General features: G+C 44.5%; 27 protein-coding genes. 6 read left to right on the top strand and 21 right to left on the bottom strand.

Annotated features, from left to right (window positions below; all coding sequences use genetic code 11):
- Nucleotides 1-68 precede the first annotated feature (68 nt).
- The 15 genes from ACTSEZ_RS12505 to ACTSEZ_RS12435 form a co-directional block, all read right to left on the bottom strand.
- Nucleotides 69-1,850: an acyltransferase family protein gene (locus ACTSEZ_RS12505; RefSeq protein WP_369734528.1), complete on the bottom strand. Its 1,782-nt coding sequence runs from the start codon at nucleotides 1,848-1,850 to the stop codon at nucleotides 69-71.
- 382 nt (nucleotides 1,851-2,232) lie between these two features.
- Nucleotides 2,233-3,075 (bottom strand): DUF817 domain-containing protein, encoded by an 843-nt coding sequence (locus ACTSEZ_RS12500; RefSeq protein ID WP_369734527.1) that lies wholly within the window; start codon nucleotides 3,073-3,075, stop codon nucleotides 2,233-2,235.
- Nucleotides 3,065-3,283, bottom strand: a complete 219-nt coding sequence (locus ACTSEZ_RS12495; protein ID WP_029278815.1) for a helix-turn-helix domain-containing protein — start codon at nucleotides 3,281-3,283, stop codon at nucleotides 3,065-3,067. Before ACTSEZ_RS12495 ends, ACTSEZ_RS12500 begins: the two co-directional genes overlap by 11 nt.
- A 10-nt stretch (nucleotides 3,284-3,293) precedes the next feature.
- Nucleotides 3,294-3,776 carry a DUF2975 domain-containing protein gene (locus ACTSEZ_RS12490; RefSeq protein WP_369734526.1) on the bottom strand — a complete coding sequence of 161 codons (483 nt, stop codon included), beginning with the start codon at nucleotides 3,774-3,776 and terminating at the stop codon, nucleotides 3,294-3,296.
- Nucleotides 3,777-3,975: 199 nt separating this feature from the next.
- Nucleotides 3,976-4,245, bottom strand: coding sequence for a 30S ribosomal protein S14 (gene rpsN, locus ACTSEZ_RS12485; RefSeq protein ID WP_029278812.1), 270 nt, complete (start codon nucleotides 4,243-4,245; stop codon nucleotides 3,976-3,978).
- A 63-nt stretch (nucleotides 4,246-4,308) separates the two neighbouring features.
- Complete coding sequence (locus ACTSEZ_RS12480; RefSeq protein ID WP_369734525.1) at nucleotides 4,309-4,665, bottom strand: hypothetical protein; 357 nt, start codon at nucleotides 4,663-4,665, stop codon at nucleotides 4,309-4,311.
- Between the two features lie 137 nt (nucleotides 4,666-4,802).
- Nucleotides 4,803-6,104 (bottom strand): aldehyde dehydrogenase, encoded by a 1,302-nt coding sequence (locus ACTSEZ_RS12475; RefSeq protein ID WP_369734524.1) that lies wholly within the window; start codon nucleotides 6,102-6,104, stop codon nucleotides 4,803-4,805.
- Between the two features lie 214 nt (nucleotides 6,105-6,318).
- Entirely contained in the window at nucleotides 6,319-7,212 is an 894-nt protein-coding gene (purU, locus tag ACTSEZ_RS12470) for a formyltetrahydrofolate deformylase (protein ID WP_369734523.1), read from the bottom strand.
- A 133-nt stretch (nucleotides 7,213-7,345) separates the two neighbouring features.
- Nucleotides 7,346-8,119, bottom strand: a complete 774-nt coding sequence (locus ACTSEZ_RS12465; protein WP_369734522.1) for an ABC transporter ATP-binding protein — start codon at nucleotides 8,117-8,119, stop codon at nucleotides 7,346-7,348.
- The gene (locus ACTSEZ_RS12460; protein WP_369734521.1) at nucleotides 8,076-9,101 is read right to left on the bottom strand and encodes an ABC transporter ATP-binding protein; all 1,026 of its coding nucleotides are present in this window, start codon (nucleotides 9,099-9,101) and stop codon (nucleotides 8,076-8,078) included. Before ACTSEZ_RS12460 ends, ACTSEZ_RS12465 begins: the two co-directional genes overlap by 44 nt.
- Before the next feature lie 20 nt (nucleotides 9,102-9,121).
- A complete protein-coding gene (nikC, locus tag ACTSEZ_RS12455; RefSeq protein ID WP_369734520.1) occupies nucleotides 9,122-9,982 on the bottom strand; it encodes a nickel transporter permease in 861 nt (286 codons plus the stop codon).
- On the bottom strand, nucleotides 9,979-10,923 hold the full coding sequence (gene nikB / locus ACTSEZ_RS12450) for a nickel ABC transporter permease (RefSeq protein WP_369734519.1): 945 nt from the start codon (nucleotides 10,921-10,923) through the stop codon (nucleotides 9,979-9,981). Before nikB ends, nikC begins: the two co-directional genes overlap by 4 nt.
- Nucleotide 10,924: 1 nt before the next feature.
- Nucleotides 10,925-12,484 (bottom strand): nickel ABC transporter substrate-binding protein, encoded by a 1,560-nt coding sequence (gene nikA, locus ACTSEZ_RS12445; protein WP_369734518.1) that lies wholly within the window; start codon nucleotides 12,482-12,484, stop codon nucleotides 10,925-10,927.
- A gap of 96 nt (nucleotides 12,485-12,580) precedes the next feature.
- The gene (locus ACTSEZ_RS12440) at nucleotides 12,581-13,435 is read right to left on the bottom strand and encodes a DMT family transporter (RefSeq protein WP_369734517.1); all 855 of its coding nucleotides are present in this window, start codon (nucleotides 13,433-13,435) and stop codon (nucleotides 12,581-12,583) included.
- Between the two features lie 214 nt (nucleotides 13,436-13,649).
- Nucleotides 13,650-14,123 (bottom strand): S-ribosylhomocysteine lyase, encoded by a 474-nt coding sequence (locus ACTSEZ_RS12435; protein ID WP_369734516.1) that lies wholly within the window; start codon nucleotides 14,121-14,123, stop codon nucleotides 13,650-13,652.
- Nucleotides 14,124-14,262: 139 nt separating this feature from the next.
- On the opposite strand from ACTSEZ_RS12435, the gene yidD reads away from it, so the two are divergent.
- A complete protein-coding gene (gene yidD / locus ACTSEZ_RS12430; protein WP_369734515.1) occupies nucleotides 14,263-14,493 on the top strand; it encodes a membrane protein insertion efficiency factor YidD in 231 nt (76 codons plus the stop codon).
- On the opposite strand, the gene ACTSEZ_RS12425 is transcribed toward yidD, so the two are convergent.
- Nucleotides 14,481-15,044 (bottom strand): beta-class carbonic anhydrase, encoded by a 564-nt coding sequence (locus tag ACTSEZ_RS12425; protein ID WP_369734514.1) that lies wholly within the window; start codon nucleotides 15,042-15,044, stop codon nucleotides 14,481-14,483. The genes yidD and ACTSEZ_RS12425 overlap by 13 nt on opposite strands.
- A 148-nt stretch (nucleotides 15,045-15,192) precedes the next feature.
- Here ACTSEZ_RS12425 and ACTSEZ_RS12420 point away from each other — a divergent pair, with 148 nt between their 5' ends.
- Together ACTSEZ_RS12420 and ACTSEZ_RS12415 are read left to right on the top strand one after the other, a co-directional pair.
- A complete protein-coding gene (locus ACTSEZ_RS12420; RefSeq protein ID WP_369734513.1) occupies nucleotides 15,193-16,368 on the top strand; it encodes a GTP-binding protein in 1,176 nt (391 codons plus the stop codon).
- Between the two features lie 121 nt (nucleotides 16,369-16,489).
- Entirely contained in the window at nucleotides 16,490-17,512 is a 1,023-nt protein-coding gene (locus ACTSEZ_RS12415) for a metal ABC transporter substrate-binding protein (protein WP_369734512.1), read from the top strand.
- A gap of 28 nt (nucleotides 17,513-17,540) precedes the next feature.
- Here the strand turns inward: ACTSEZ_RS12415 and ACTSEZ_RS12410 are convergent, their stop codons facing one another.
- A complete protein-coding gene (locus ACTSEZ_RS12410; protein ID WP_369734511.1) occupies nucleotides 17,541-18,461 on the bottom strand; it encodes a CobW family GTP-binding protein in 921 nt (306 codons plus the stop codon).
- A 74-nt stretch (nucleotides 18,462-18,535) separates the two neighbouring features.
- Nucleotides 18,536-18,778 (bottom strand): type B 50S ribosomal protein L31, encoded by a 243-nt coding sequence (locus ACTSEZ_RS12405; RefSeq protein WP_369734510.1) that lies wholly within the window; start codon nucleotides 18,776-18,778, stop codon nucleotides 18,536-18,538.
- Between the two features lie 180 nt (nucleotides 18,779-18,958).
- Between ACTSEZ_RS12405 and ACTSEZ_RS12400 the strand changes: the two genes are divergently transcribed.
- From ACTSEZ_RS12400 to ACTSEZ_RS12390, 3 genes are all read left to right on the top strand, one after another.
- Complete coding sequence (locus tag ACTSEZ_RS12400; protein ID WP_369734509.1) at nucleotides 18,959-20,311, top strand: cytochrome ubiquinol oxidase subunit I; 1,353 nt, start codon at nucleotides 18,959-18,961, stop codon at nucleotides 20,309-20,311.
- Between the two features lie 27 nt (nucleotides 20,312-20,338).
- Nucleotides 20,339-21,382, top strand: coding sequence for a cytochrome d ubiquinol oxidase subunit II (locus ACTSEZ_RS12395; protein ID WP_369734508.1), 1,044 nt, complete (start codon nucleotides 20,339-20,341; stop codon nucleotides 21,380-21,382).
- A 121-nt stretch (nucleotides 21,383-21,503) separates the two neighbouring features.
- Complete coding sequence (locus ACTSEZ_RS12390) at nucleotides 21,504-21,662, top strand: DUF1540 domain-containing protein (RefSeq protein ID WP_369734507.1); 159 nt, start codon at nucleotides 21,504-21,506, stop codon at nucleotides 21,660-21,662.
- A 66-nt stretch (nucleotides 21,663-21,728) separates the two neighbouring features.
- Here ACTSEZ_RS12390 and ACTSEZ_RS12385 read toward each other — a convergent pair whose 3' ends face one another.
- From ACTSEZ_RS12385 to ACTSEZ_RS12375, 3 genes are read right to left on the bottom strand one after another with little or no spacing between them, the layout of a single operon-like run.
- Nucleotides 21,729-22,613: a metal ABC transporter permease gene (locus ACTSEZ_RS12385; RefSeq protein ID WP_369734506.1), complete on the bottom strand. Its 885-nt coding sequence runs from the start codon at nucleotides 22,611-22,613 to the stop codon at nucleotides 21,729-21,731.
- A complete protein-coding gene (locus tag ACTSEZ_RS12380) occupies nucleotides 22,610-23,926 on the bottom strand; it encodes a metal ABC transporter permease (RefSeq protein WP_369734505.1) in 1,317 nt (438 codons plus the stop codon). Before ACTSEZ_RS12380 ends, ACTSEZ_RS12385 begins: the two co-directional genes overlap by 4 nt.
- 6 nt (nucleotides 23,927-23,932) lie before the next feature.
- Nucleotides 23,933-24,691, bottom strand: a complete 759-nt coding sequence (locus ACTSEZ_RS12375) for a metal ABC transporter ATP-binding protein (RefSeq protein ID WP_369734504.1) — start codon at nucleotides 24,689-24,691, stop codon at nucleotides 23,933-23,935.
- Nucleotides 24,692-24,699 lie beyond the last annotated feature (8 nt).

Here is a 24,699-nt window from a genome sequence, read left to right as displayed (position 1 = left end):
ACGGGCATCTCTTTTTTTATGCACATAAAAAGGCTGTTCATCCGCAGTTGAATGAACAGCCTTCTCTTCTATTTTTCTTTATTGACTGATTCGGCAATCAGGTCAGTCAAAGCCTCTGAACCTGTTTTTCCAAGATGCACTCCGTCGTCTCCAAAATATTCGGGATGATCAATGGATTCTGCATACCAGTCAATCAGTGTAACATTTTCGTTTTGCGCTGCTTTTTCCTGCAGCAGACGGTTTACACTGCTTTCCCATTCCTTCGGCACCCGGGTGTTCACCAGATAGACGTCGGCTTCTGAGAACGAATCGAGCAATTCCTGCAGCTGGTTCTCCGGAAAGTATCCATTGGTTCCGAGATGAATGACAACCGCTTTATTCTGCTCATTATATTCTTTATATTCAGGAGCAAGGCTGACCGCCTGGCGCATCTGCCTGCCAATCTCAGCATCTATCGTAATGCCCGGATATTCTTCCTGAAGCTTTGGAGCTATATCAATCATGACAGAATCACCAATGGCGAGGACTTCCTTAGCAGACGGGTCCTCTGTCTTCGGCTCCTCTTTTTCTGAAGGGCTGCTATTCTGCGATTTCTCCTGCTTATCACTGATTTTGACCTGTTTAGGAGAAGAATGCATCTCTTTTTTCTCTCCTTCAACAATCCCCAGTGCTCCAGCGGCAAAGAAAACAAACAGAACAGATACAACAAGTGATGCTGCTTTTCTTGATAGAGAAAAGTCTGTCCATGTAAGCTTGATAAATCCCCTGAAACCCTCTCTTCTGACAGGTACTTCTATCAGCCGGTATGAAAGCTCTGCGATGACCAGGATCAGCAGAAGCTGCAGCCCGACTCTCCAGTAAACCGGATTTCCTATTTCATGGACGGGCGTGCCAAGCACAATGACAGGGTAATGCCACAGGTAAATGCCGTATGACCGCGTCCCGATCCAGCGCAGGGGTTTAAAAGAGAGAATCTTCCCCAAATAGCTGACCGGATGACTCACGGCTCCAATTAGAACGGCTGCGTTCAGACAGATTAAAAACATTCCTCCTCTGTACAGAAACGCCTGATATTCAGTGACAAAATGAAAACAGGCAAGAAGAATTCCAAAAGCTGCGAAGCTGATAACGTTCAGCGATACCTTATGTCCAATCGGTACCCTGCCTGAAGTCAAACGCTTCATCGGCCATACAAGAGCCAGGACACAGCCCGTCAGAAGCTCAAATGCCCTCGTATCGGTTCCATAATAGACGCGGCTCGGATCCGTTCCGTCCTGAAAGAGAACAGCCATCAGAACCGCTGAGCAAACAGCTAAACCCGCTATGACAGCCGCCAGTTTCAGCCGCTTTTTAAAGACAAACAGACCGGCTGCAAGCAACATTGGCCAAATAATATAAAACTGTTCTTCGATGGCAAGCGACCACAGGTTCTTAAAAGGTGACGGCGATCCAAATTGATCAAAGTACGAAAGATCGTTAAAAATGTACCACCAGTTGCTGACGTAGAACAGGGACGAAACAGCATCACCGCGAAGTGTGCCCACAAGCTCTCTGTCAAAAAACATCACCCATACAAACGTTGCCGTAATCATAACGAAAGCGGCAGGGAGCAATCGCCTCAACCTGCCTGTCCAAAATGCGGCAAAGTTCAGCTTAAGCGTCTCTCCTTTTTCCGGGAGGATCATAGATGTGATTAAATAACCCGATAAAACAAAGAAAACATCAACCCCCAAAAATCCTCCCTTTGCAAAGCCAAGATGAAAATGATAGGCGATGACCGTCATAACGGCAATTGCCCGAAGTCCATCCAGTGCAGGGATGTAGCGGCGGTTATCCGTTTGGCGAAACATGATTAACTCCTCCAATATTCTGCTGAAACCTCTAGTTGGTTCTTATTCTATGTACCTTTTATTTTTATTCAGATACTCTCTGATTTTTCACTTCTGTGAATCTGACTTCTATCCTCCCTTTTCCACTGCAAGAAGTTATTTCATATTTTAATTGTTCCATTTTAACAGAAGGAAATTTAGATTATCAATCATCTTTACGCAACGATTAAGGTTTTTTAATCATACTGACACAAATCGGGTGAAAGGATCTATGAAATGACGTTTTTTTACAGAAAAAAACAGCACCCGTCCATTAAGGAGAAGTGCCGTTCAAGTATTTGGTTTGATTTAAACACAACAAAAAAGGGGACGCCTATTCAATCTAAGCAGACCTTTCTCCTCATTATGCATGACTCTTTTCTTTTCCGCTCGAATCTCCCTTGATCTGCTTCAGCACGGCCACGATAAGAAAGCTGACAATCACAAGCAGCAGCCATGAACTGACTTTCCCTAAATGAACGAGGCTCCATGCTTCCGTTTGATTGGGATACTTCCAGGCTCCAAAATAGGTGGCAATATTTTCGGCAACCCATATGAAAAAGCCGATCAGAACAAAAGATAGAGTAAGCGGCATGCGGTACCTGGTTCCGTTCACCTCATAAGAAACCCAGGACTGCCAGAAAACAAGAATGACCAGTCCGGACAGCCACCACCTGACGTCAATCCAGAAGTGATGGGTGAAAAAATTCAAATAGATGGCAGCTGCAAGCGGCACGACTGCCCAGAGCGAAGGCCATTTTATCAGTTCCACTTCAAGACGCCTCCAGGCCTGGCATAAGTAGCTCGCTACACTTGCATACATAAAGCCGCTGTATAGCGGAACGCCAAAAACCTTGGAATACCCTTCTTCGGGATATGACCATGAGCCCATATGCACCTTGAAAAGTTCAAGGGCAAGCCCGATGATATGAAACAGTGTGATGACTTTAAGTTCATCCTTCGTTTCAAGCCCTGATCTCAGCATCAGCCACTGCATAACAAGACAAATCACAAGCAGCCAGTCATACCTTGGAAGAAGCGGAAGCGGGATAACCTGTGTCAATGCAAGGGAAGCAAAGATGACAACAGGAAACAGACAGGACAGAGCCTGCTGCCATCCAAAGTGAAAGAGCTGTGCGATTCCTCTTGTAATGAAGGCTCCAAGTGAGTTTCCCCGAGCTTGAAATACCTCCTGTTTACTCGCCATCTTCGTCACTCCGGTATTCCAGAATATCTCCCGGCTGACAGTCGAGCGCCTTGCAGATCCCCTCCAAAGTGGAGAGCCTTACAGCTTTTGCCTTGCCATTTTTTAAAATAGAAAGGTTAGCCATTGTAATCCCTACTCTCTCCGAAAGTTCTGTTACGCTCATTTTTCTTTTGGCCAGCATGACATCAATATTTATAATAATCGCCATATCATTCACCTCAGACCGTTAAATCATTTTCTGATTTGATATCAATCGCCTCTTTTAACAGCTTCTGCAGGACAGCAGCAAAAACCGCAACTACAAATGATGCAAAAATCATGACCATACCGATTAAAATAATGCCCGGTGCATCATCCCTCTCTGCCATGAGGTAAAAGAGCGGCATGCCACACACATACAGGGCACTGAAACTAAAAGCGCAGTATTTGATTTTCTTCAAAGCCTCGACGGCAAGATCCGAGAAGGCATGATTTCTGTCGATTAAATTTAAAAGGTGAAACGATTGATAAAGAGCAAAGTAAAATGGAACAGCCGTCGCATACAGAACAATTAGCACCAGGTATTTGAGATAAGTCTGTTCAGGATACAATTCTGCAGCAAAATTCCCAATTTGGGGTACTAAAAAGATACACAAAGCAATGACAGGAAGACCAATCAGGATGATCGCTGCCTTTAAAAAGAGCGTTGTTCCCCGGTTCATAAAAAGCACCTCGCATATATATTTTCAATTAGACTGTACCACGTTATTTATTGTTTTACAATAAATTTTTATTTATTTAAGTTGTACTTTTATTGAATATGTAAACAATCTTTTACGGCACAAACAAATAAAAAAGCATACCACGGCAAATGGTATGCTTCAGTCACATATTAACAGAGTATGTTTTCCGTCTTTTACCTTACCAGCTAGATTTTTTGACACCGGGAAGCTGGCCTTTATGTGCAAGCTCGCGGAATGCAATTCTCGAGAGCTTGAATTTACGCAAATACCCTCTGGGTCTTCCTGTTACCTCGCAGCGGTTTTTCAGGCGTGTCGGGGAAGAATCACGCGGCAGCCTGCGCAAAGCTTCGATATCCCCGCTCTCCTTTAATTCTGCACGTAATTCCCTGTATTTTTCAACAAGCTCCTGGCGCTTTTTTTCTTTTGCTACTTTTGATTTTTTGGCCATAACTCATTCATCCTTTCTTTTTCGTAATTATTACGATTTAAAAAGCGTACTTTTTCCGCACAACTATGCTAGAAAAAGATAATGCTTTTTGTTGTTTTCTGACCCATTGGCTATCCGCTCTGTACAGTCGATCCATTTATAAGTGTCCAGTTTTTGTTCCAGCTTCTTGTTAATCTCAGCTTCTGTTTCTTTCATCAGCCGGTAAACTTCTTCAACACTTATACTGAACCTGTTCGCTGCTTCATGATAAGGCGACACTTTTACGAGCATGGTCAGAAATTGTTCTTTTGTTTCGCATTGAGACGCGAGTTCATCTTCTCTGCTCTCTATATATTGATAAACTGATCGTTTCGTCTCGGATAGACCTGCAATGATTCCCTTTGCAAGGACGTTCATTCCTTTTTCATTCAATCTCAGCACCCCGGTTTCGATGAGAGTTAATATAAATCGTAATAACTACGATTTAAAATCATTATACATTTTCTATATCTAAATGAAAAGCCTGCAGAGGAATATATTTTCTCTCTGCAGGCTTGAGGTACTTTTGTCTATCAGTCTTACTTAAAGGAACGTTTAAGAATACTTTTAAAATGTGTAAACGTATCATAGCTCGCTCGGCCATGATAGGCACCCATGCCGCTGTCTCCAACACCGCCGAATGGGAGGTAATGAGACGTCATATGGCTGATGGTATCGTTTATTGCACCGCCGCCGAATGACAGGTTGTTCAGCACTTCATTTTGAATGTTTTCATTTTCAGAGAAAAGATACAGAGCCAGCGGTTTTGGGCGCTCGGCAATTATTTCAATGGCCTCCGGAAGTTCATCGTATACAAGAACAGGCAGGATTGGCCCAAAGATCTCATCCTGCATCACAGGATCATCCCATGTAACATTATCAAGGATTGTCGGTTCGATGAATAAACGTGATTTGTCGGATTTGCCTCCTGCAACTGCGTTTCCGCTTTCCAGGAATGCATGCAGCCGGTCAAAGTGTCTTTCACTTACTACATGCGGGTACTCATCTCCCGGCACATTTTCGCCGTAAGTCTTTGTAATGGCTTCTTTCAGCTTGGCTATCAGCTGATTTTTCACTTCGCTCTTTACCAAAATATAATCGGGTGCCACGCACGTTTGACCAGCATTCATGAATTTCCCCCCGGCAATTCGCGCGGCCGCCTGATCCAGATCAGCATCGTCGTGAACAATCGCCGGACTTTTTCCGCCCAGTTCAAGCGTGACAGGTGTTAAATGCTCTGCAGCAGCTTTTGCGACAATTTTGCCGACTGGTGTACTGCCGGTAAAGAAAATATAGTCAAATTTCTCTTTCAGCAGAGCTGTGCTGGTTTCGACTTCCCCTTCAACGACACGCAAATATTCCTCAGGGAAGTTGTCATTAATCAGCTTTGCCAAAAGCCCTGATGTGCGGGGTGTGAGCTCAGAAGGTTTCAGCACCGCACAGTTCCCGGCTGCAATAGCGCCCGCAAGCGGATTAACGGCAAGCTGGAACGGGTAGTTCCACGGGGCAATAATAAGTGCTGATCCATACGGTTCTGATAAGATAAAGCTTTCTGCCCCTTCATGTGTAGACGGGGTATCTGCTTTCTTCGGTGCAGACCAGGAAGTTACATTCTCGGCCATAAAATCTATTTCACTCAAAACAAGGCTTATCTCTGCGCGCTTCGCTTCAACTTCAGGTTTATTCAGATCAGCTTTCAAGGCGTCAAGAATCTCCTGTTCATTGCTTATGATAAGCTCTTTCAGTTTAGTCAGTGTTTGGATTCGGAATTGAACATCCTTCGTTTTCCCGCTTCGGAAAAATGACTGTTGTTTTGCTGTAAGTTCTTGATAGTTTTCCATATCGCATTCTCCTTCATGGGTCTATTTTTTGAAGCATTCTTTCTTTAGCAGCTCTGCAAAACAGAGAAATAAGCTATATAGAAGTTAACGCAGACAACGATACTCCTCTTGAAGAATAGGGTCAATTACTTTGCTCAGGGCAGGTATTTAAATTAATGCGAAAACAGCAAAAAAAAGAGACCAGTCTGCAATCGACTGATCTTTCGTTAGTTTTTTAGGGAAATACTACCGTTTTATTTTCATAAACGAGTACCTTATCATCCAGATGCCACCCGACGGCGCGTGACAGCACAAGCTTTTCAACGTCTCTTCCAACCCGTTTCAGATCCTTAATCTGATATCTGTGGCTTACCCGCTCAACATCCTGCTCAATGATTGGACCCTGGTCAAGCTCTTCTGTTACATAATGGGCGGTTGCCCCGATAATTTTCACGCCGCGGTCATAGGCTTGATTATAAGGTTTGCCTCCAACAAAGGCAGGCAGGAATGAATGATGAATGTTAATGATCCGGTTCTTAAAACGTTCAATCATAACAGGGGGAATAATCTGCATGTATCTCGCCAGAACAATGGTATCCACACCTGCTTCTTCCAAAAGTTCAAGATGTGTTTTTGCCGCCGCTTCTCTTGTTTCCTTCGTTGCCTGCACATGGTGATACGGAATGCCGAACGGCTCAACAATTTCCCGCATTTCATTATGGTTGCTGACGATCATGGCTATTTCTGCAGAAAGTTCGCCGAGGCGGTACCGCTGCAGCAGATCCTGAAGACAATGATCTTCTTTTGAAACAAAGATGGCGATTTTCTTTTTATCACTCGCGCAGGACATCCGCCATTTCATTTGAAACGCCGCTGCCGTCTGCTCAAACCGGTTTCTGAGTTCATGAATCATATTCTCAATGCCATGAAGCTGAAATTCGATTCTCATAAAAAAAAGACCGCCGACCGGGTCGGTAGAATGCTGATCCGAGTGAATAATGTTGGCTCCTTCATCAGCTAAAAAACGTGAAACCGCTGCAACAATACCTGGGCGGTCCTCACATGAAATCAATAATCTTCCTATCACACTGAATCCTCCTCGGCCCGCATGTGTTCTCTGCACGGACATATGTATAATCAATGTGAACAGTATAACGAATCGGCCGTTTTTAAGCAACGTCTTTACCTGACATCAGCTTCTTTTCTGAAATACTTATTTCCTAGAGATACGACATCTACAAATGGCCCTTAAACCCTGATAATCAGGTGAAAGACCGGCAGTAACCAGCATCTCCAAGTTGCTTTGTGTATGGGTGACGTTTGTCCTCAAAGAGCTCTGCTGGAGAAAAGACATCAAGCAGATTACCGTCCTTCAACACACAGATTTGATCGCTCATAAACCGGACGGCAGCTATGTCGTGGGAGATAAACAGAAACGACATGCCGAGCTCTTCCTTCAGCTCCTTGAGCAGGTTCAATATTTGCGCCTGGACAGATACATCAAGGCTTGACGTTGGTTCATCCAAGATGAGAAGTTTGGGTTCAATGCTGATTGCCCGGGCAATGGCTGTGCGCTGTCTCTGGCCTCCGCTTAGCTGATGCGGGTAACAATTCAGGTGCCTTTCGCTCAAGCCAACTCTTTTTAAAAGGTGCAGCGCCATTTTTTTTCTGTCCGCTTTTCCGTCAAATAAGTAAGCAGGAACAGCTTCCGGATAGTTTTCAAGCGGCTCTGCGACCGTTTTCCAAATAGGCAGCTTGGGGTTTAGTGAAGCATGAGAATCCTGAAACACAACCCCGATGTGGCGCCTTATTTTCTTAAGAGCTTTTCCCTTTTGTTCCCTCAGCATAATTCCGTTTATCGTGATTTCTCCGCTGTCAGCAGAATCGAGCCCCATTATCAGCTTGGCAAGCGTACTTTTACCGCTTCCGCTTTCGCCTATCAGCCCAAGGCACTTTCCTTCCTGAACAGTGAAAGAAATGCCTTTAAGAACGTTATGATTTCTGTAAGACTTTGTAATCCGGCTGACTGTCAGCATCTGTTTTGTCTCCTTTCATATCCGCATGACAAGCGGACCAATGATGAACACTCTTTTCCTGAAACGAGGGAAATGTCCCGCACTCCGGCATTACGATCGGGCAGCGAAAGGCAAATGGGCAGCCGGTTTCAGCTGAAAGACCAGGCTCGCCTCCAATGCTTGGCAATCTTCTGGGTATACTTCCAGAGAGCTTGGGCTGTGTGCTTAATAAAAGTTTCGTATAAGGATGCGCGGGTTCTGAAGCGATCATCTCGGTTGGGCCATGCTCAACGATTCTCCCGCCGTACATGATCATCATCTTGTCTGTCCGTTTCAGCAAATGATTCAGATTATGTGATATAAGGAGAACCGCACAGTTTACTTCTCTTTGAAGGTCAGCAAGCAGCTGAAGAATCGATTCACCAGTCAAAACATCAAGGGCCGTTGTCGGCTCGTCTGCAATGATCAGTGAAGGTTTCATCATAAGGGATGATGCAAGTGCGGCTCTCTGCAGCTGTCCTCCGCTTAGCTGATGCGGATAGCTTCCGAACGTTCTTTTTGAAGGAAGCTTCACGCGCTCCAGCCAGTATAGAACCTCCTGTTCAGCGTTCGCTTTACTTACTTGACGGTGAGATTTAATCGCTTCGACAAGCTGTCTGCCAATTTTAAGAAAAGGCGAAAAACTTCCTTGATAGTTTTGGAAAATGTACGTCACATCTTTTCCTCTTATCTTCTGCATTTCTTTTTCTTTCATGGCTGTCAAATCATTTCCGGAAAAAAGGATGCTCCCTTTTGATATACGGGCAGACGGAGGCAGCAGACCCAGTACAGCTGCCGCTGTCATACTTTTCCCGCTGCCGCTCTCTCCTGCAAGTCCAATCATCTCTCCTGCCTTGATCTTGAAATTAAGATCTTTTACAAGAATTCTGCTCTCATGTTTATCCGTTAGTGCAATTGAAACGTTGCTTACGGTTAAGACTGTTTTATCATTCTCTGCGTTCAATGCTCTTTTCACCTCCGGGCCTACCTGCTTTTTACATCGAGCCGGTCTCTCAGGCCTTCCCCTATTAAGTTGCATGATAAAACAACCAGAAAGATGGCAAGACCGGGATAAATCATCAATTCCGGGTACGTTTGAAAATAAGGCCTGCCGTCATTCAGCATGGCTCCCCATTCAGGATTAGGGGGCTGTGCACCGAGGCCTATATAAGATAAAGATGAGATAATCAAAATCACTTTCCCAATATCCAGTGCTGCGAGTATGAGAACCGGCGACAGAATGTGAGGCAGTATATGCCTTCTAAGAATCTTCAAGTCAGAGCATCCTCCAACCTTTGCTGTAAGAATGTACTCTTTTTCCTTTTCCGAAATCACAATGCCCCTTACTAAGCGGGTGTAGGTGATCCATTTCACTGCGACAACAGCAATCATTAAATTTGTAAGGCTTGGACCTAAAAATCCGGCAATGGCAATCGCCAGAATAAATTCCGGCAAAGCAAGAAGCCCGTCTGCCGTTCTCATGAGAAAAGCATCAAACTTGCCCCCTGCATACCCCGACAGAAGGCCGAGAGGAAGACCTATACAAAGAACACTTGCCACAACAAGCGCTGTGATGCCGAGAGTTGCTTTTGCCCCTACCATCAATCTTGTAAAAATGCACCTGCCAAGATTATCTGTTCCAAGAGGGTATTCCAGCCTTGGAGAAGCAAACCGCTCCCCCATATTGGCTGTATAAGGATCATTTGAAACAAGCAGCGGGCCCGCAATCGAAAGAACGGCAATGAAAACAAGCAAAGCTGCTCCTGTCACTATCATTAATCTGCCTGAAAAAATGGTTCGCTGCAGATGGCGGACGTTTTTTTTCACCTGCGGAAAAGTATTCATTTCGCTGCCTCCTTTCCTCTTCTGATTCGGGGATCAATGAGAAAATACGAAAGATCTGTCATCAGATTCATCGCTACAACAAAAACTCCTGTCAGTAATACATAACCCTGTATGACTGGGTAATCGCGGGCAAAAATAGCGTCGACCGCCATACTTCCAAGCCCGGGCCAGGAAAATAAGATTTCAATAACTACAGCTCCCCCAAGAAGACTTCCCATACTCAGACCAAGCACCGTCATGACAGGCAAAAGCGCAGCCCGGATAGCATGAATCCACAGAATGCGCCATTCTTTCACCCCTCTTGCTCTTGCTGCCCGGACATAATCTTCGGAATAGCTTTCCATTAAACCCGAGCGCAATAATCTTGCATAAACAGCTGCCAGTGAAAACCCTAAAGCAAATGAGGGCAAAATGGATTGAGACCACTCTCCAAATCCATTCGAAGGCAGCAGCTGAAGCTTAAAGGCAAAAACATAAATAAGCATCAGTCCCAGCCAGAAGCTTGGAATTGATGCTCCAATCAGCGCAAGCACTCTGCTGACATGATCCGGCCATTTTCCTGGAAAGCGTCCTGCTGCAATACCTAGCGGAAGAGCGATAGACACCATGACCAGAAGTGCTCCCCCCGCAAGCTCCAATGTAATCGGCAAGCGCTCCATCATTTCTTCCCAGACTGGATTACCGCTCATGTAGGACTTTCCAAGGTCAAGCTGGAGCAGCCCAACCATCCACTTTCCATACTGAACATACAGGGGCTGATCAAAGCCGAGCTCTTTTCTGAGCTCAGCCTGATCAGCATCTGTCACCATCATTTCATCAGCGTTTAATATCAGCAAAACCGGATCACCCGGTGCAAGCTTCATCAGTCCGAATGTAAAAACAGACAAAATGAACATGACCAGCATCAGCTGAATGACACGCTGTTTTATTAGAGGAAGCATGCTACTTCACATCCATTGTATGAGTTAAAATATAATACTCCTCAGCTGTGGGATTAAAGTTTTGAACCCGCTCGTTTACTCCTACCAGTATGTTTGGGTAAACAGCATAGCTGTGCGCGAATTCTTTGTTGATGATGCCTGCTGCATCCCTTGTCAGCTGCGTTCTTTTTTCTAAATCGGTTGTTGTATTGAGTTCTTTGATCAGTTCATTCAGTTCAGGTATCGAAATCTTCCCGACATTTAGAGCACCTGTCTCTGTAAAGGCAGAATTCAGAAAATAGCTCCCATCTCCCCGTGGAGACGTATTGTTGCTGTATGTAGCTAGATCCCAGTCTTTATTTTGGGCAAGATGTGTATCCGCATTTTCAACATTTTTAATTTCAATTTCAATTCCTGCTTTTGCTGCATCCGACTGCAGTAGCTGTGCGATAAGCGGAAGTTCAGGACGTGCTTTGTATGTAATCAGTTCAAGCTTGAGGGGCTGTCCGTCTTTTTCCATTTTTCCTTGACCATTCTCTTTATAGCCGGCTTTAGTAAGCAAATCTTTGGCTTTCTCTGCATCCAGTGCTTTCACTTTATCCTCTATGCCAAATGGAAGGGTGCTGTTAAACGGGCCATTTGCAGGAATTCCATGTCCCAGCATAATGTCTTCTGCAGCGCTTTTGCGGTCAAGGAGCAAATCAAGTGCTTCTCTCACTTTCGCATCTGACACTTTAGGGCTTTGCTGATTGTATAAAATAAAATGCGCTCTAAGGCCAGGAACCGATTCAACCTTCAGTTCTTTATCTTTTTCAATCGGCTCGATGCCTTCTGCCGGAAGATTGTAGACGATATCTGCCTCTTTAGATTGAAAAGCAAGTGATCTTACGTTGGCATCTTCATTGAATTTGATGACTGCTTCACTGAGCTTAGGTTCTCCGGCCCAGTATCCGCTGAATTTTTCAACCTGAACTTCTTGATTTGAAATGAATTTTTTGACTTTGAACGGCCCTGTACCGATTGGGGCATTGTTAAATTTCTCTTCGCCCATCTCTTTTTCAGCTTCCGTGTTCACAATTGATGTATACGGGTTTACAAGCTCAGAAGGAAGAGCCGGATAGGGTTCTGTCGTGATAATGGAAAGCGTTTGTCCGTCAGCTTCCATTGATTGAATTTTCAGCGAATCTCCAAGGGACTCGTTTACAGCAGTACTTCTTTCAAGAGAACTCTTTACTGCCGCTGCATCAAGTTTTTTCCCGTCCTGAAACTTGACTTCATCACGGATTGTAAATGTCCAGTGCACATTATCTTCTGTTTCCCATTTTTCAGCGAGCCAGCCTTCAATCTTTGAATCTTCATCAAGCTTAAGAAGCGTCTCTGTCACTCCTGCACGAATTGGGGTAAATCCTGTATGAGGATCCATGTTCGGCGACTTAAAGCTGAAGATCATCGATACCTTCTTATCCTTTTCTTCTTTTTCAGGATCAGCCTTGCTCTTTTCAGCAGAACATCCTGCAGCTGCAAGAATAAATAAGCCTATTAAAATAGCAATCAAGCTTTTCGAACCACTAAACGATTTCATCAAATCTACCACCCTTGATTAATTTAATTCGTAATAATTACGATTTACATTAGTAAATATTACTAGCTTCTTCAACATCGGTCAATGCCCATTTTTCTAAACAGAAGACGAGCGCCCCTGCACCACAGCTGTTTTTCTTTTCATCATAGAAAGCAGAACACATGAAGCAACAATCAGGATACCGCCTGAAATGGTGATTGCATCCGGAATCTCTGACCAGAATAAAAAACCCCACAATGCATTAAAGACAATTCCTATGTATCTTGTCATTTCCACAACAACAATATTTTCATGGGTGAAAGCTTTCGTCAGGAAAATCTGGCCAAGAAGGGACACAACGCCAATGCAAATCAGGTAAAAGCATTCAAGCAGAGACGGTATGACAAATTCGTTCCACATGAGCGGTATGGAAAGAACCGTTCCGGTTGCGAGAAAATAAAAAACAATTTCATAAGACGGATGTGTTTTGCTGAGATACCGAATAGATGTTGCTGCCCCTGCAGCAAACAGGGCACTTAATACACCTACCAGGGCATAGACTGAAAAAGACGAGAATTGAAACGGCTTAATCAAGAGTATTGCTCCAAGAAAAACAAGGGGAAGAACATAAAAGGTTGATTTTGAGACCTTTTCCTTTAAAAAAACCGCTGAGAGGAAAAAGACAAAAATGGTTGATAAGTGTGCAAGAATACTTGCATCAGCAAGCGGTATTTTTGAAATGGTGAAAAAGTAAGCATACAGATACAATGCACCGAGCATTCCTCTTACAAAGAGCATGGGAACACCTTTTTTTGAAAAGGCGGTTTTGCTTTGCCTCATCATCACAAAAATGATGACAGTGCCGATCAAGCTTCTGAAAAACATAATTTCTGAAGCAGGAATATTCAGGCTGACCGCTTTTACAAGGGCATTCATTATACTGAACACAAGTGAGGATAAAACAGCAAGCAAGACCCCATTCTTTAGTATGTCTTTCCTCTCCCTTCAGGATTGTAAAGCATTATAATGGACACTAAAAATCTATAATTGCCTTTCAAATGACCTCTCCTCAAAACGTAATTATTACGATTTGAAGTGTATCATTCACTTCTTTCCACCGTCAATCAGGTAAAAAGGCTCAAAAAAAAAACAGCACCCCGCATCGCAGGGCGCTGTTCTCTGTTCATTATCCAAAAACCTTTGCAAGGTCTTTCTTATCCTGATCAAGCCAGAAACGCATAAGTCGCTTGGCTCCTTCTAAATCATGAAGTTTAGCCTGGCCGCACTGCTTTTCGTTGGCTGCCGGAATTTCAGTAATTTCGATGGCATCTTTTAAAGTATCTTCAAGAAGATCGATAATTTCTTCAACCTTCGGCTCGCCGCTCACTACCAGGTAGTAGCCGGTCTGGCAGCCCATTGGTGAAATATCGATGATATCAAAATGATCGTATTTTTCAGCATGCGTGCGGATATTGAATGCAAGCAGATGCTCAAGTGTGTGGATCACATCCGGCTTCATTGCCTGCTTATTCGGCTGGCAGAAGCGGATATCAAATTTATTAACCAGTCCGTCTGTTCCTACTTTATGAACGCCGCAATGTCTGACATACGGGGCAACGACTGCATTATGATCAAGGTCAAAGCTTTCAACTGATGGCATAGTACCACTCCTTTATTACGTCTCTTTTTATCATACAATTAATTCCGATAAAATTCATCACTTTTGTCTGAATAAGTGTTTCCAATTTTAACTTCTTCCCACTTGCAGTATACTTAAGGCATACAGAGAGGTGATTAAAATGAAACAGCTGTTTATTGCACTGATCCGCTTTTATCAGAAATTCCTTTCGCCGCTGAAACCCCCATCATGCCGTTTTTATCCGACATGTTCCCACTACGGACTCCAATCAGTCAAACGGTTTGGGGCTTTAAAAGGCGGTTATCTGACCGTAAAACGAATCCTGAAGTGCCATCCTTTTCATCCCGGAGGCTTTGATCCGGTTCCGGAAAAAAAGGATCAGACGCCGTAGCCGTCCACTACTAAATCAAGCTTTCCTGTAGACGGATCAATCACAAGTCCGTGTACAGGAACATCAGCTGGAAGCAATGGGTGGTTGCGGATAACGTCTACACTGTGTTTTACACTGTCTTCGACTTTATTAAACCCTTTCAGCCAATCATCAAGCTGAATTCCAGAATAGCGGAGCGTATCGATTTTATCCTGGGTAATTCCCCGGTTTTTTGCTTTTTCAAGAAATGAATCCGGATTCAGGGCACTCATGCCGCAGTCATGGTGACCGACAACGCATACTTCGTCTGCGCCAAGCTCCATAACAGCTACAAGAATACTTCTCATGATGCTTCCAAACGGATGGGCAACAATCGCACCGGCACTTTTGACAATTTTCACATCGCCGTTCTTGACGTTCATTGCCTGCGGAAGAAGCTCGACAAGTCTTGTATCCATACAAGTTAAAATGACCATTTTTTTGTCAGGAAATTTTGTCGTCTGATACTTTTCGTAGTCTCGCTTCTCTACAAACTGGGAATTGTGTTCAATAATTTCTTCTAACAATCTCATCTGCTATTCTCCTTACAAAGTGGTATAGTTTGGCTGCATGTAATAGGCAGCTTTTTATTTACTATATCATAACACTTGTTTTTTAGGCGCGTTTTACTATATGATGTAAATCGTAATAATTACTATTTATAAAAGCTGGAGGATTATAATGAGCAAACAAATTCCCGTAACGGTTTTAAGCGGATATCTTGGAGCCGGAAAAACGACCCTTTTAAAGCATATTCTTGAGAACAAAGAAAACAGGCGAATTGCTGTGATCGTCAATGATATGAGCGAAATCAACATTGACGGGAGCCTGATTAAAAATACCGTCAGCCGTACAGAAGAAAAACTGGTGGAAATGCAAAACGGATGCATATGCTGTACGCTGCGCGAGGACCTGATGATTGAAGTCGAGCGTCTCGTTAAGGAAGGAAACATCGACTATATCGTTATTGAATCATCTGGCATCAGCGAACCGGTGCCTGTCGCTCAGACATTCACCTACATTGACGAGGAGATCGGCATTGATCTGTCTGCCTTCTGCCGTTTGGATACAATGGTAACGGTTGTGGACGGGAACCGCTTCTGGGACGATTTCTCTTCTGGTGAAAATCTTCTTGACCGGAAGCAGGGAACAGATGAAAACGATACAAGAGAAGTCATTGACCTGCTGATTGATCAGATTGAATTTGCTGACGTTCTTCTTCTGAACAAAACAGATTTGCTGGAAGAGGAAGATGTGAATGAATTATATGGTGTACTGAGAAAATTAAATCCGGATGCAAGGATATTGAAAACAGCCTTCAGCCATGTACCGCTGGCTGAAATTATGGACACTAACAGATTTGACTTTGAAAAAGCCAGCCAGTCCGCCGGCTGGATCAAGGAACTTAACGAAGAGCATGTGCCGGAGACAGAGGAATACGGCATTTCTTCCTTCGTTTACAGAAGACGGAAGCCGTTCCATCCGGAGCGGTTCATGAACTGGCTTGAGAATTGGCCCCAGGATGTAGTGAGAGCAAAAGGTTTTTTCTGGCTTGCATCAAGAAATGACACTTCAGGCCTTCTTTCACAGGCAGGCACCTCCATTATGATTCAGGGAGCAGGGGAATGGGTGGCCGCTTATTCGGAGGACGAGCGTATTCAAACACTGAAGGATGAACCCGAGCTGCTTGAACGCTGGGACACGGAATTTGGAGACCGCATGACGGAACTTGTTTTTATCGGGATTGACCTTAATCGGACAGATGTGGAAGCTTCACTTGACGAATGTCTCCTTACAGATGAAGAAATGACATCAGACTGGTCCTCCATGCATGACCCGCTTCCTGCTTTTTCATAATTGTGAGAATGGTTTTTCTTTTTACATTAAAGTATTTACGGTTCTCAAATCGTAAGTATTACGATATAATGTGATAGGAAATGATGAAACCAACGAAATTTTTATATATAAGGAGCTTACAATGAGAAAAAAAGGTTTATCTATGGCACTTGCACTGCTGCTTGGAACAGCTCTTGCAGGATGTGCAGACAGCGGAAATGAAACAACCGGGGACGAAAAGGACAAGCTGAAGGTTTATACCACCATCTTCCCTGTTCAGGATTTTACTGAAAAAATCGGAGGAGACGCTGTAGAGGTTGAAAGTGTGTACCCTGCTAATGCAGATGCCCATACGTTTGAACCTTCTACAAAAGATATGGTTGCCATGGCTGAGGCGGATGCCTTTATCTACTCAGGTGTCGGACTTGAAGGATTTGCCGAAAAAGCAACTGAAACCCTGCAGTCAGAAGATGTGAAAATCATCAAAGCGGGCGAAGGGATTGAGCTTGCTGATTCCTCTCATAACGAAGAAGCACATGCTGAAGAAGAAGGACATGACGACCATGCCCATGAGGAAGAGCATGCTGATGAAGAGGGACATGACGACCATGCTAAAGAAGAGGAGCACGCTCATGATCATGGAGATAAAGATCCCCACATCTGGCTTGACCCGGCACTTTCCGTCCAAATGGCTGAGAACATTAAAAACGGCCTGACAGAGCTTCATCCGGAATCAAAAGAAGAATTCGAGAAAAATTTCACTGCGCTTAAAGCAGATTTAGAAAAACTGGATGCTGATTACAAAGAAACAATTGACGCTGCTGAAAAGAAAAAAATCCTGGTTTCTCATGCTGCGTACGGCTACTGGGAAAACCGCTACGGCATTGAGCAGATCAGCGTTTTAGGACTTTCTCCGACACAGGAGCCATCTCAAAAGCAGCTTCAGACCATCGTTGAAACAGCGAAAGCAAACAAAATCAATTATGTGATTTTTGAGAATAACGTCAACAGCAAAATTGCAGACATTGTGAAAAATGAAATTGGCGCAGAAAGCCTTACCCTTTCCAACCTTGAATCCATCTCAGAAGAGGATGCTGAAAACAAGGAAGACTATTTCAGCATCATGAAGCGCAACCTTGAAACGCTAAAGACTGCCCTTCAATAAAAATACCGGCCAACGCGGCCGGTATTTTTTATATATGCCTTTTTACAAACAGCTGCTGTATTTTTTCTGCAGGCAGATTCTGCCCAATCAGAATCAGAACGGGCTTTTCGCTCTCAACCTTTTCTTTTGATATAACCGCTTTACCCGCAGCATACTGCATCTCCCTCATTGTGCCTTCCATAATAAGATGCCCTTTTGCACGGATCAGACCATCTATATCTCTAAGCAGAGACTCAAGCTCTAAAAGATCCATGATCTGCGGATTCTCAATCTTGATCGTGCCAATGGAGTGATGATGGTGATGGTGCCCTGCTCCCTCACTGAGTGTCAGGGCAGCATGGCGCTGTTCAATCAGTTTTTCATATGGTACGTTTCCATATGATGCATCATGCATTTCCACTTCTTCCGGAACGGTTTTCCGGATTTTCTTCTTCACTTTTTCCAGGTCTTTATCCCCTGCCAGGTCTATTTTGTTTAGAATCAGCAAATCAGAAGAAATAATCTGTTCTTTCAGCAGTGAGCGGATTTCCTTCGAGCTTGAGAACATGCTCTGGTAGTCCAGGTAATGACTGGCATCGACAATTCCGATCATTGAAAGAAGCTCATAGTCATCAAACAGTGCCGGAGAAAGAAGCACGTCTTTAATTTCCAGCGGATTCGCCACTCCTGTTCCTTCTATTAGAAGAACATCAACAGACTGCTCTGCTTTAAATGCTTTGAGCGTCGTCAAAAGGTCATCCTGAATGGTGCAGCAAATACAGCCATTTAAGAGCTCATGGACCTGCTGATCTTTAAATAAATGCTTCTCTACGTTCTCATCGCCAAGTTCATTTAAAATAATGCCTACTTTTTGTCCTCTGATTTTCAGCTCATCCGCCATCTTTACAAGAAGCGTTGTTTTGCCGCTTCCCAAAAAACCGCTTATTGTATAAACGGGTATTTTTTTCATGTAAAAAACCTCCCTGCCAGTAGATTATTATACAGAAAAGATGCCCTGGAACATGATGCTCCAGGGCTCCCTTTTTACATGTTGTATTTTTTCTTGAAGCGCTCTGCGCGTCCGTCGCGGTCTGCGAATTTCTGGCGCCCTGTGTAGAAAGGATGTGTATCAGAGCTGATTTCAATTTTGATCAGCGGGTACGTATTGCCGTCTTCCCACTCTGTTGTTTCATTCGATTTTTGAGTAGAACCGCTCAAAAATGTAAAACCGCTGTTTGTGTCCATATATACGACTTTATGATAATCCGGATGGATACCCTGTTTCATTTACAGCACTCCTTTAATCGTAATTATTACGTTTTATATGTTACTCCCTTTCCGGCAGTTTGTCAACGCTCCTGCCTGAAATGAAATTTCTTTTGAGAAACATCCTAAGCATATTTTATGGAAAAATGCGGACAATAAGGAAAGATTGTTACAACCATGGGAAAGAAAGGCGGAAAACAGATGGATGATCTCGTACTTGCCAGATCCTTGTTCGGGACGACAATGGGCTTTCATATTATTTTTGCATCGCTTGGTGTAGGCCTCCCTCTAATGATTTTAATAGCAGAGCTTCTTTTTCAAAAAACGAAGGATCCTGATTATGCCGTGATGGCAAAACGGTGGACAAAAGGACAGGCCGTGCTGCTCGGTGTTGCTATCCCTACAGGAACGATTGCAGGCGTGCAGCTTGCCTTGCTGTGGCCGGGATTTATGGAAGTTATCGGCCGGGTTATGGCCCTTCCATTTCAGATTGAAATTTATGCCTTTTTTGTGGAGGCGCTGTTTATGTCCATTTATGTGTATGCTGCAGACCGCATCTCCCCGAGAATGAGGATTGTCAGTGTATCACTTGTTTTGATCGGGGCCGCAGCATCTGCGATTCTCATTACAAATGTCCATGCGTTTGAAGGAACTCCCGCGGGCTTCAGAATTGAAAATGGAGAAATCGTTGATGTTGATCCTTGGGCGGCGTTTTTCAATCCAAGCTTCATCGTAACGGCTGGACATGTCGTTGTTTCTGCATTTATGACCGGCGCATTCGTTATTGCTTCAATTGCTGCGTATAAAATGCTCCGAAACATGAAAAATGAGAGGCTATACAAGTTTCACCGCAAGGCGCTCATGATGGGGCTGATTGTCGGAGGCATTTTCTCATTTTTGACCGCTTTGAACGGACACGAATCTGCCCAGATGCTGCATGAATATCAGCCTGAGAAGCTTGCTGCAGCAGAAGGTCTATTTGAAACGCAGCGCTATGCGCCGCTTGCTGTCGGCGGATTTACAGACAGAGAAACACAGGAAGTCAAATGGGGAATTGAAATTCCGTGGGCACTCAGCTTTTTGGCAGACAACAGCTTTGAGACAGAAGTCATTGGATTAAATGACTTTCCGGAAGAATATTGGCCTCCGCTGTTTGTCCATACCCTGTTTAATGCCATGGTGGGAATCGGAAGCCTGCTGATTCTCCTTTCCCTGATCGGATTTTTCTGGTACAAAATTCTGAAGCGGCCCCATTTTCCGAAATGGCTGCTTGTACTGTTTGTACCATCAGGTATTCTGTCCATGCTTGCAATTGAGTTTGGCTGGATTTTCGCTTGTACAGGAAGACAGCCTTGGGTGATTTACCGTTTGCTCAAGACAGAGGATGTGGTGACAGCTTCAGGTCAGATTGGAACGCTCTTTATTTTGTTCACCCTTGTTTATGCGATATTGGGTCTGGCCGTAATTCTTGTGCTTGTCTACTACTTTAAACGCAATCCGGTTGAAAATGAGCTAGATAAGCGAGGAGACGGAGATGGCGTCAGTGTTTATTAATCCAATCATGAAGGAGGCGCTGCAAAGATGACAACAGATGCTCTGCTTGCCATTACGGTTGTCTGGGGATTTGTCTTTATCTATGCTGTTATGGCGACGATGGACTTTGGAGCGGGATTTTGGTCCATGGTTTACATAAACAAAGAACGGACAAACGCAACGAACATTGCCAATCGCTATTTATCGCCAACCTGGGAGGTAACGAATGTTTTTATCGTTGCTATTGTTGTCGCCCTGTTCAGTTTTTTTCCGGGGGCAACGTTTATCCTGGGCACTGTGCTTTTGATTCCGGGCAGCATCATTCTGCTGCTGCTCGCAATCCGAAGCGGTTTTCTCGTTTTTTCCCACTATTCAAAATCAGGATACGGCAAACTGCTGACGTACGTTTCAGGGATCTCCGGCTTTATCATACCGGCAATCCTGCTTTTAGTCCTTCCGATTACACATGGCGGCTACATTGAAGTAATCGACGGCGCCCATCAGCTTCAGCTTGATAAACTCTTCACAAGTCCGAATGCCTATGCATTCAGCGGGTTTGCCATTACGAGCACACTCTTTCTTTCTTCGCTTCTGCTGTCGGATTATTCAAATGTGGCGAATGAGCCTGAGGCATATAAAGTATACAGGCGGGATGCCCTGATTCTCGGCCCGCTTTCGCTTGTAATGGGTTTTCTGATCATGCTTACGCTGCGTAATGAAGCAAACTGGCTTTACACGAACATGATGGAGTATTTGCCATTTTTAATCGGCTCGGTAGCGATGTTTGTCATTGCCGGCGGAGCACTGTTTCTCCCATCCCAAAAGGATAAGAGAAAACTTGGCCGCCCGAGGCTTGCTGTAGTAGCGGTCGTCATTCAGTATTTTCTGGCAAGCTACGCCTATGGCCGGGCACATCTGCCTTACATGCTCTATCCTGATGTGACCATACAGGACGGCTTTACACACCCGAACACGTTTCATGCCGTCTTTATCACCTACATCGTCGGATTTCTCATCCTTTTCCCTGGCTTCTTCTATTTCTGGCGGCTGTTCATGAAAGACAAACGCTATTTGGATCAAAAAGAAAGCTAAGGGTCAGTCCCGCTCCTCGTTAACAGATTAACGCAGAGCGGGACTGACCCCTTTTCACGTATGAAAGACAGTAAAGTAAGCAAAACTAAAAGATGAACCTTAATAAAAGGAGGGTATTTTTATGCCAAGAGAAGTAAAGTGCGAAGTAAATAACTGTGAGTACTGGGGCAGCGGCAACCAGTGTACGGCTGATGCCATTTATGTTGTGAGCCATAGAGGCGACACGGCTTCACGCAGTGAAGAGACAGACTGTAAAACGTTTAAACCTCATGATTTGTAAAATGTTCTAGTGAAAAGGACAGCTGGCGGCTGTCCTTTTCTTTATTATTGATAATGAGAATCATTTTTATTCACTGGCAGAAGCAAAATTTCTTTTTGCAAGCCATTTTGCAAGCATGCCGTGCGTTGGCGAAAAAAGAAAGGCCAGGAAAAAGATTGCCCCTGCAGCTGTTGCCATTGCGCCGGCTATGGAAACATTCAGCCAAGTTGCCGACCAATAGCCAAGAACGGCAGACAGAACACCAATACCTGAGCTGATCACGAGCATATGCGACAGTTTATCTGTCAGCAGATAGGCCGCTGAAGCAGGAACAATCAGCATCGCAACCACTAATATCGCTCCGACACTGTCAAAGGAAGCTACCGTTGTAATCGAGAGCATCCCCATTTGCAGATAATGCATCACAAGGACAGGGATGCCGATGGCAGCTGCCATTTGAGGATCAAAAGACGTTATTTTGAACTCCTTATAAAACAGCGCGATCAGAATGAGATTAATCACAAGGACCGAACCAAGCATCCAGACCGCTTTTGGCCCAACATCCATTCCTGCAAGTGTGAGGGTATTCCACGGAATAAAGGTGATCTCCCCCATTAATGCATGATCGACATCAAGATGTATATTCCCTCCAAAAAGCGACAGCAAAATAACTCCGACGGCAAAGAGGGATGTGAATACGACTCCAATTGCCGCATCGGACTGAACCCCTTTCGCATTCAGCACCTGGACTAAAAAAGCTGTCAGAAGGCCGACTATAGCTGCCCCTATAAACATAGAAACGCCGTCAAGACTCTTGCTGACAAAATAGGCACCGACTATGCCAAGCAGAACAGAGTGGCTGATCGCATCAGCAAGCATCGCCATTCGCCTGAGAATCAGGAAACAGCCAATGATCGCACATGTAATGCCGACGAGCGATCCTGTCAAAAGAATCCATGCATCATAACTCATTGAACCTGCCACTCCTTTCTATTTAAAGCATTTGCGGTTTTTGGCAGCAGTTTCGGCTCTCTGCTGTGATCTTTCAAAAGGCCCATCAGCCTCTTCTTCATATCGAACGACATTTTCTCCACATCGACATCATCCCTGCTTTTAAGCTGAAGCTGGGCAAGCTCCATTTCGTGCATCAAATACATCTCATACAGCCTCTGACTCAAGGTCAGCTCATAAGCATGCTTCAAACCGCTGTCTGACAATCTCCATTGATCGCTCCCGACCTGCATGACAAGCTTCTTCTTTTCAAGTTCCTTGACCGATTTATTGATCAGACTTTGGGAAACCTTTCTTTTACTGAGAACATCTTCGAGGGAAAATGCCCCATTCACACCTGCATTCTCCGTCACATCGTAAAAAGAGAGAAGAAGCTGTTCAACAGACGTTTTCCTTTTCAATTTCCACTGTTTCACCGCTTTGGACACGATGCCCCTTTTCGGTGCAAAAACAAGGGATATCAAAAACAGAATCGTCGCTGCAACAATAATCAGCGGCCCGGTCGCCATTCCGTCTGTTGTCGTGCTGAGAAGAGTCCCTGCAACACCTGAGATCCCTCCTATAAGCCCTGCAATAAGAACCATATGTCCAAGCTTATCCGTCCAATATCTTGCAGCAATCGCCGGAGTGATCAGCATGGCTGCCATTAAAATAACACCAACCGTCTGGAGGCCGATTACAACTGCGCAGACAATCAGGACCATCAGCAGGCCATTCAGAAATGTTGTCGGCTGGCCGATTCCTTTTGCAAATTGAGGATCAAACGTCAATAATTTGAACTCTTTAAAGAAAAGAGCGGTAAGGAGGAGCAGGGCAGCTGCAATCCAAGTAATAATCTGAACATCCTGACCGACCATGGATGCCGCTTTTCCAAATATAAAATCACTCAGTCCGCTCTGATTTCCCCCCCGGTTATGCTGAATATAAGTCAGCAGCACAATCCCAAACCCGAAGAAAACGGACAAAACAAGGCCAAGGGCTGAATCCTCTTTTATTCTTGAGTTCTTGATAATGACCCCAATCAGCCATGCGGCAAGCATTCCCGAAACCGCAGCTCCAACAAGAAACCACAGCAATGATTTAGATCCGTATAGGAGATAGGCCATACAAACTCCGGGCAGAGCGGCATGGGCCATTGCATCGCCGATCAGGCTCTGTTTTCTAAGAAGAGCGAAGCTTCCAAGGACTCCGCTTGCAAGACCGAGAAGCATTGTTCCGACAAGCACCCACTGTGTATTTTGATTTTGCAGCTGATAGATTAATTCCTCCATCATAGTTCTTCACTCCTGTTTGGTTTCGTCTACAAGCACCTGCTGATCCTGCAAGAAAGTGAGTCTGCCCCCATAGGTTTTCTGAAGGTTCTCCATTGTAAAAACCTCACTCGTCGGGCCAAAAGCAATTTTCCTCAGGTTCAAAAGCAATACCCAGTCAAAGTATTCTTCCACAGTCTGCAGATCATGGTGCACGACCAGCACCGTCTTTTTTCTTGCTTTCAGTTCGTTAAGAAGAGAGATAATAGCTTTTTCCGTTGCTGCGTCAACGCCCACAAATGGTTCATCCATAAAATAAACGTCTGCATCCTGTGCAAGGGCTCTTGCAAGAAAAACACGCTGCTGCTGGCCGCCTGAAAGCTGGCTGATTTGCCTGTCGGCAAAATCCAGCATACCCACTTTATTCAGGCACTCCTTTGCAAAAGCCGTGTCCTTTTTGCCCGGCCTTTTCATCCAGCCCACATGGCCGTAGCGCCCCATCAGCACAACATCAAGAGCATTTGTCGGAAAGTCCCAGTCGACTGAACCTCTTTGAGGCACATAGCCGACCCGCTTACGCTGTTTTTTATATGAATCTCCATAGATTTCAACTTCTCCCGAGGCTGAAGGGATCAGCCCGAGTACAGCTTTTATCAGCGTGGATTTCCCTGCCCCGTTTGGACCAATAATTCCGATCAATTTCCCTTCAGGGACCTCAAAACCAACCTCTTGAAGGACAGGTTTCCGGTGATAGGCTACCGTCAAATTGTTAACTGCTACTGGTTTCATACTTAGCA

The organism is Metabacillus mesotrionivorans, assembly GCF_052171315.1.
Taxonomy (GTDB): Bacteria; Bacillota; Bacilli; order Bacillales; family Bacillaceae; genus Bacillus_P.
This window is presented reverse-complemented; position numbering and strand designations above follow the sequence as displayed.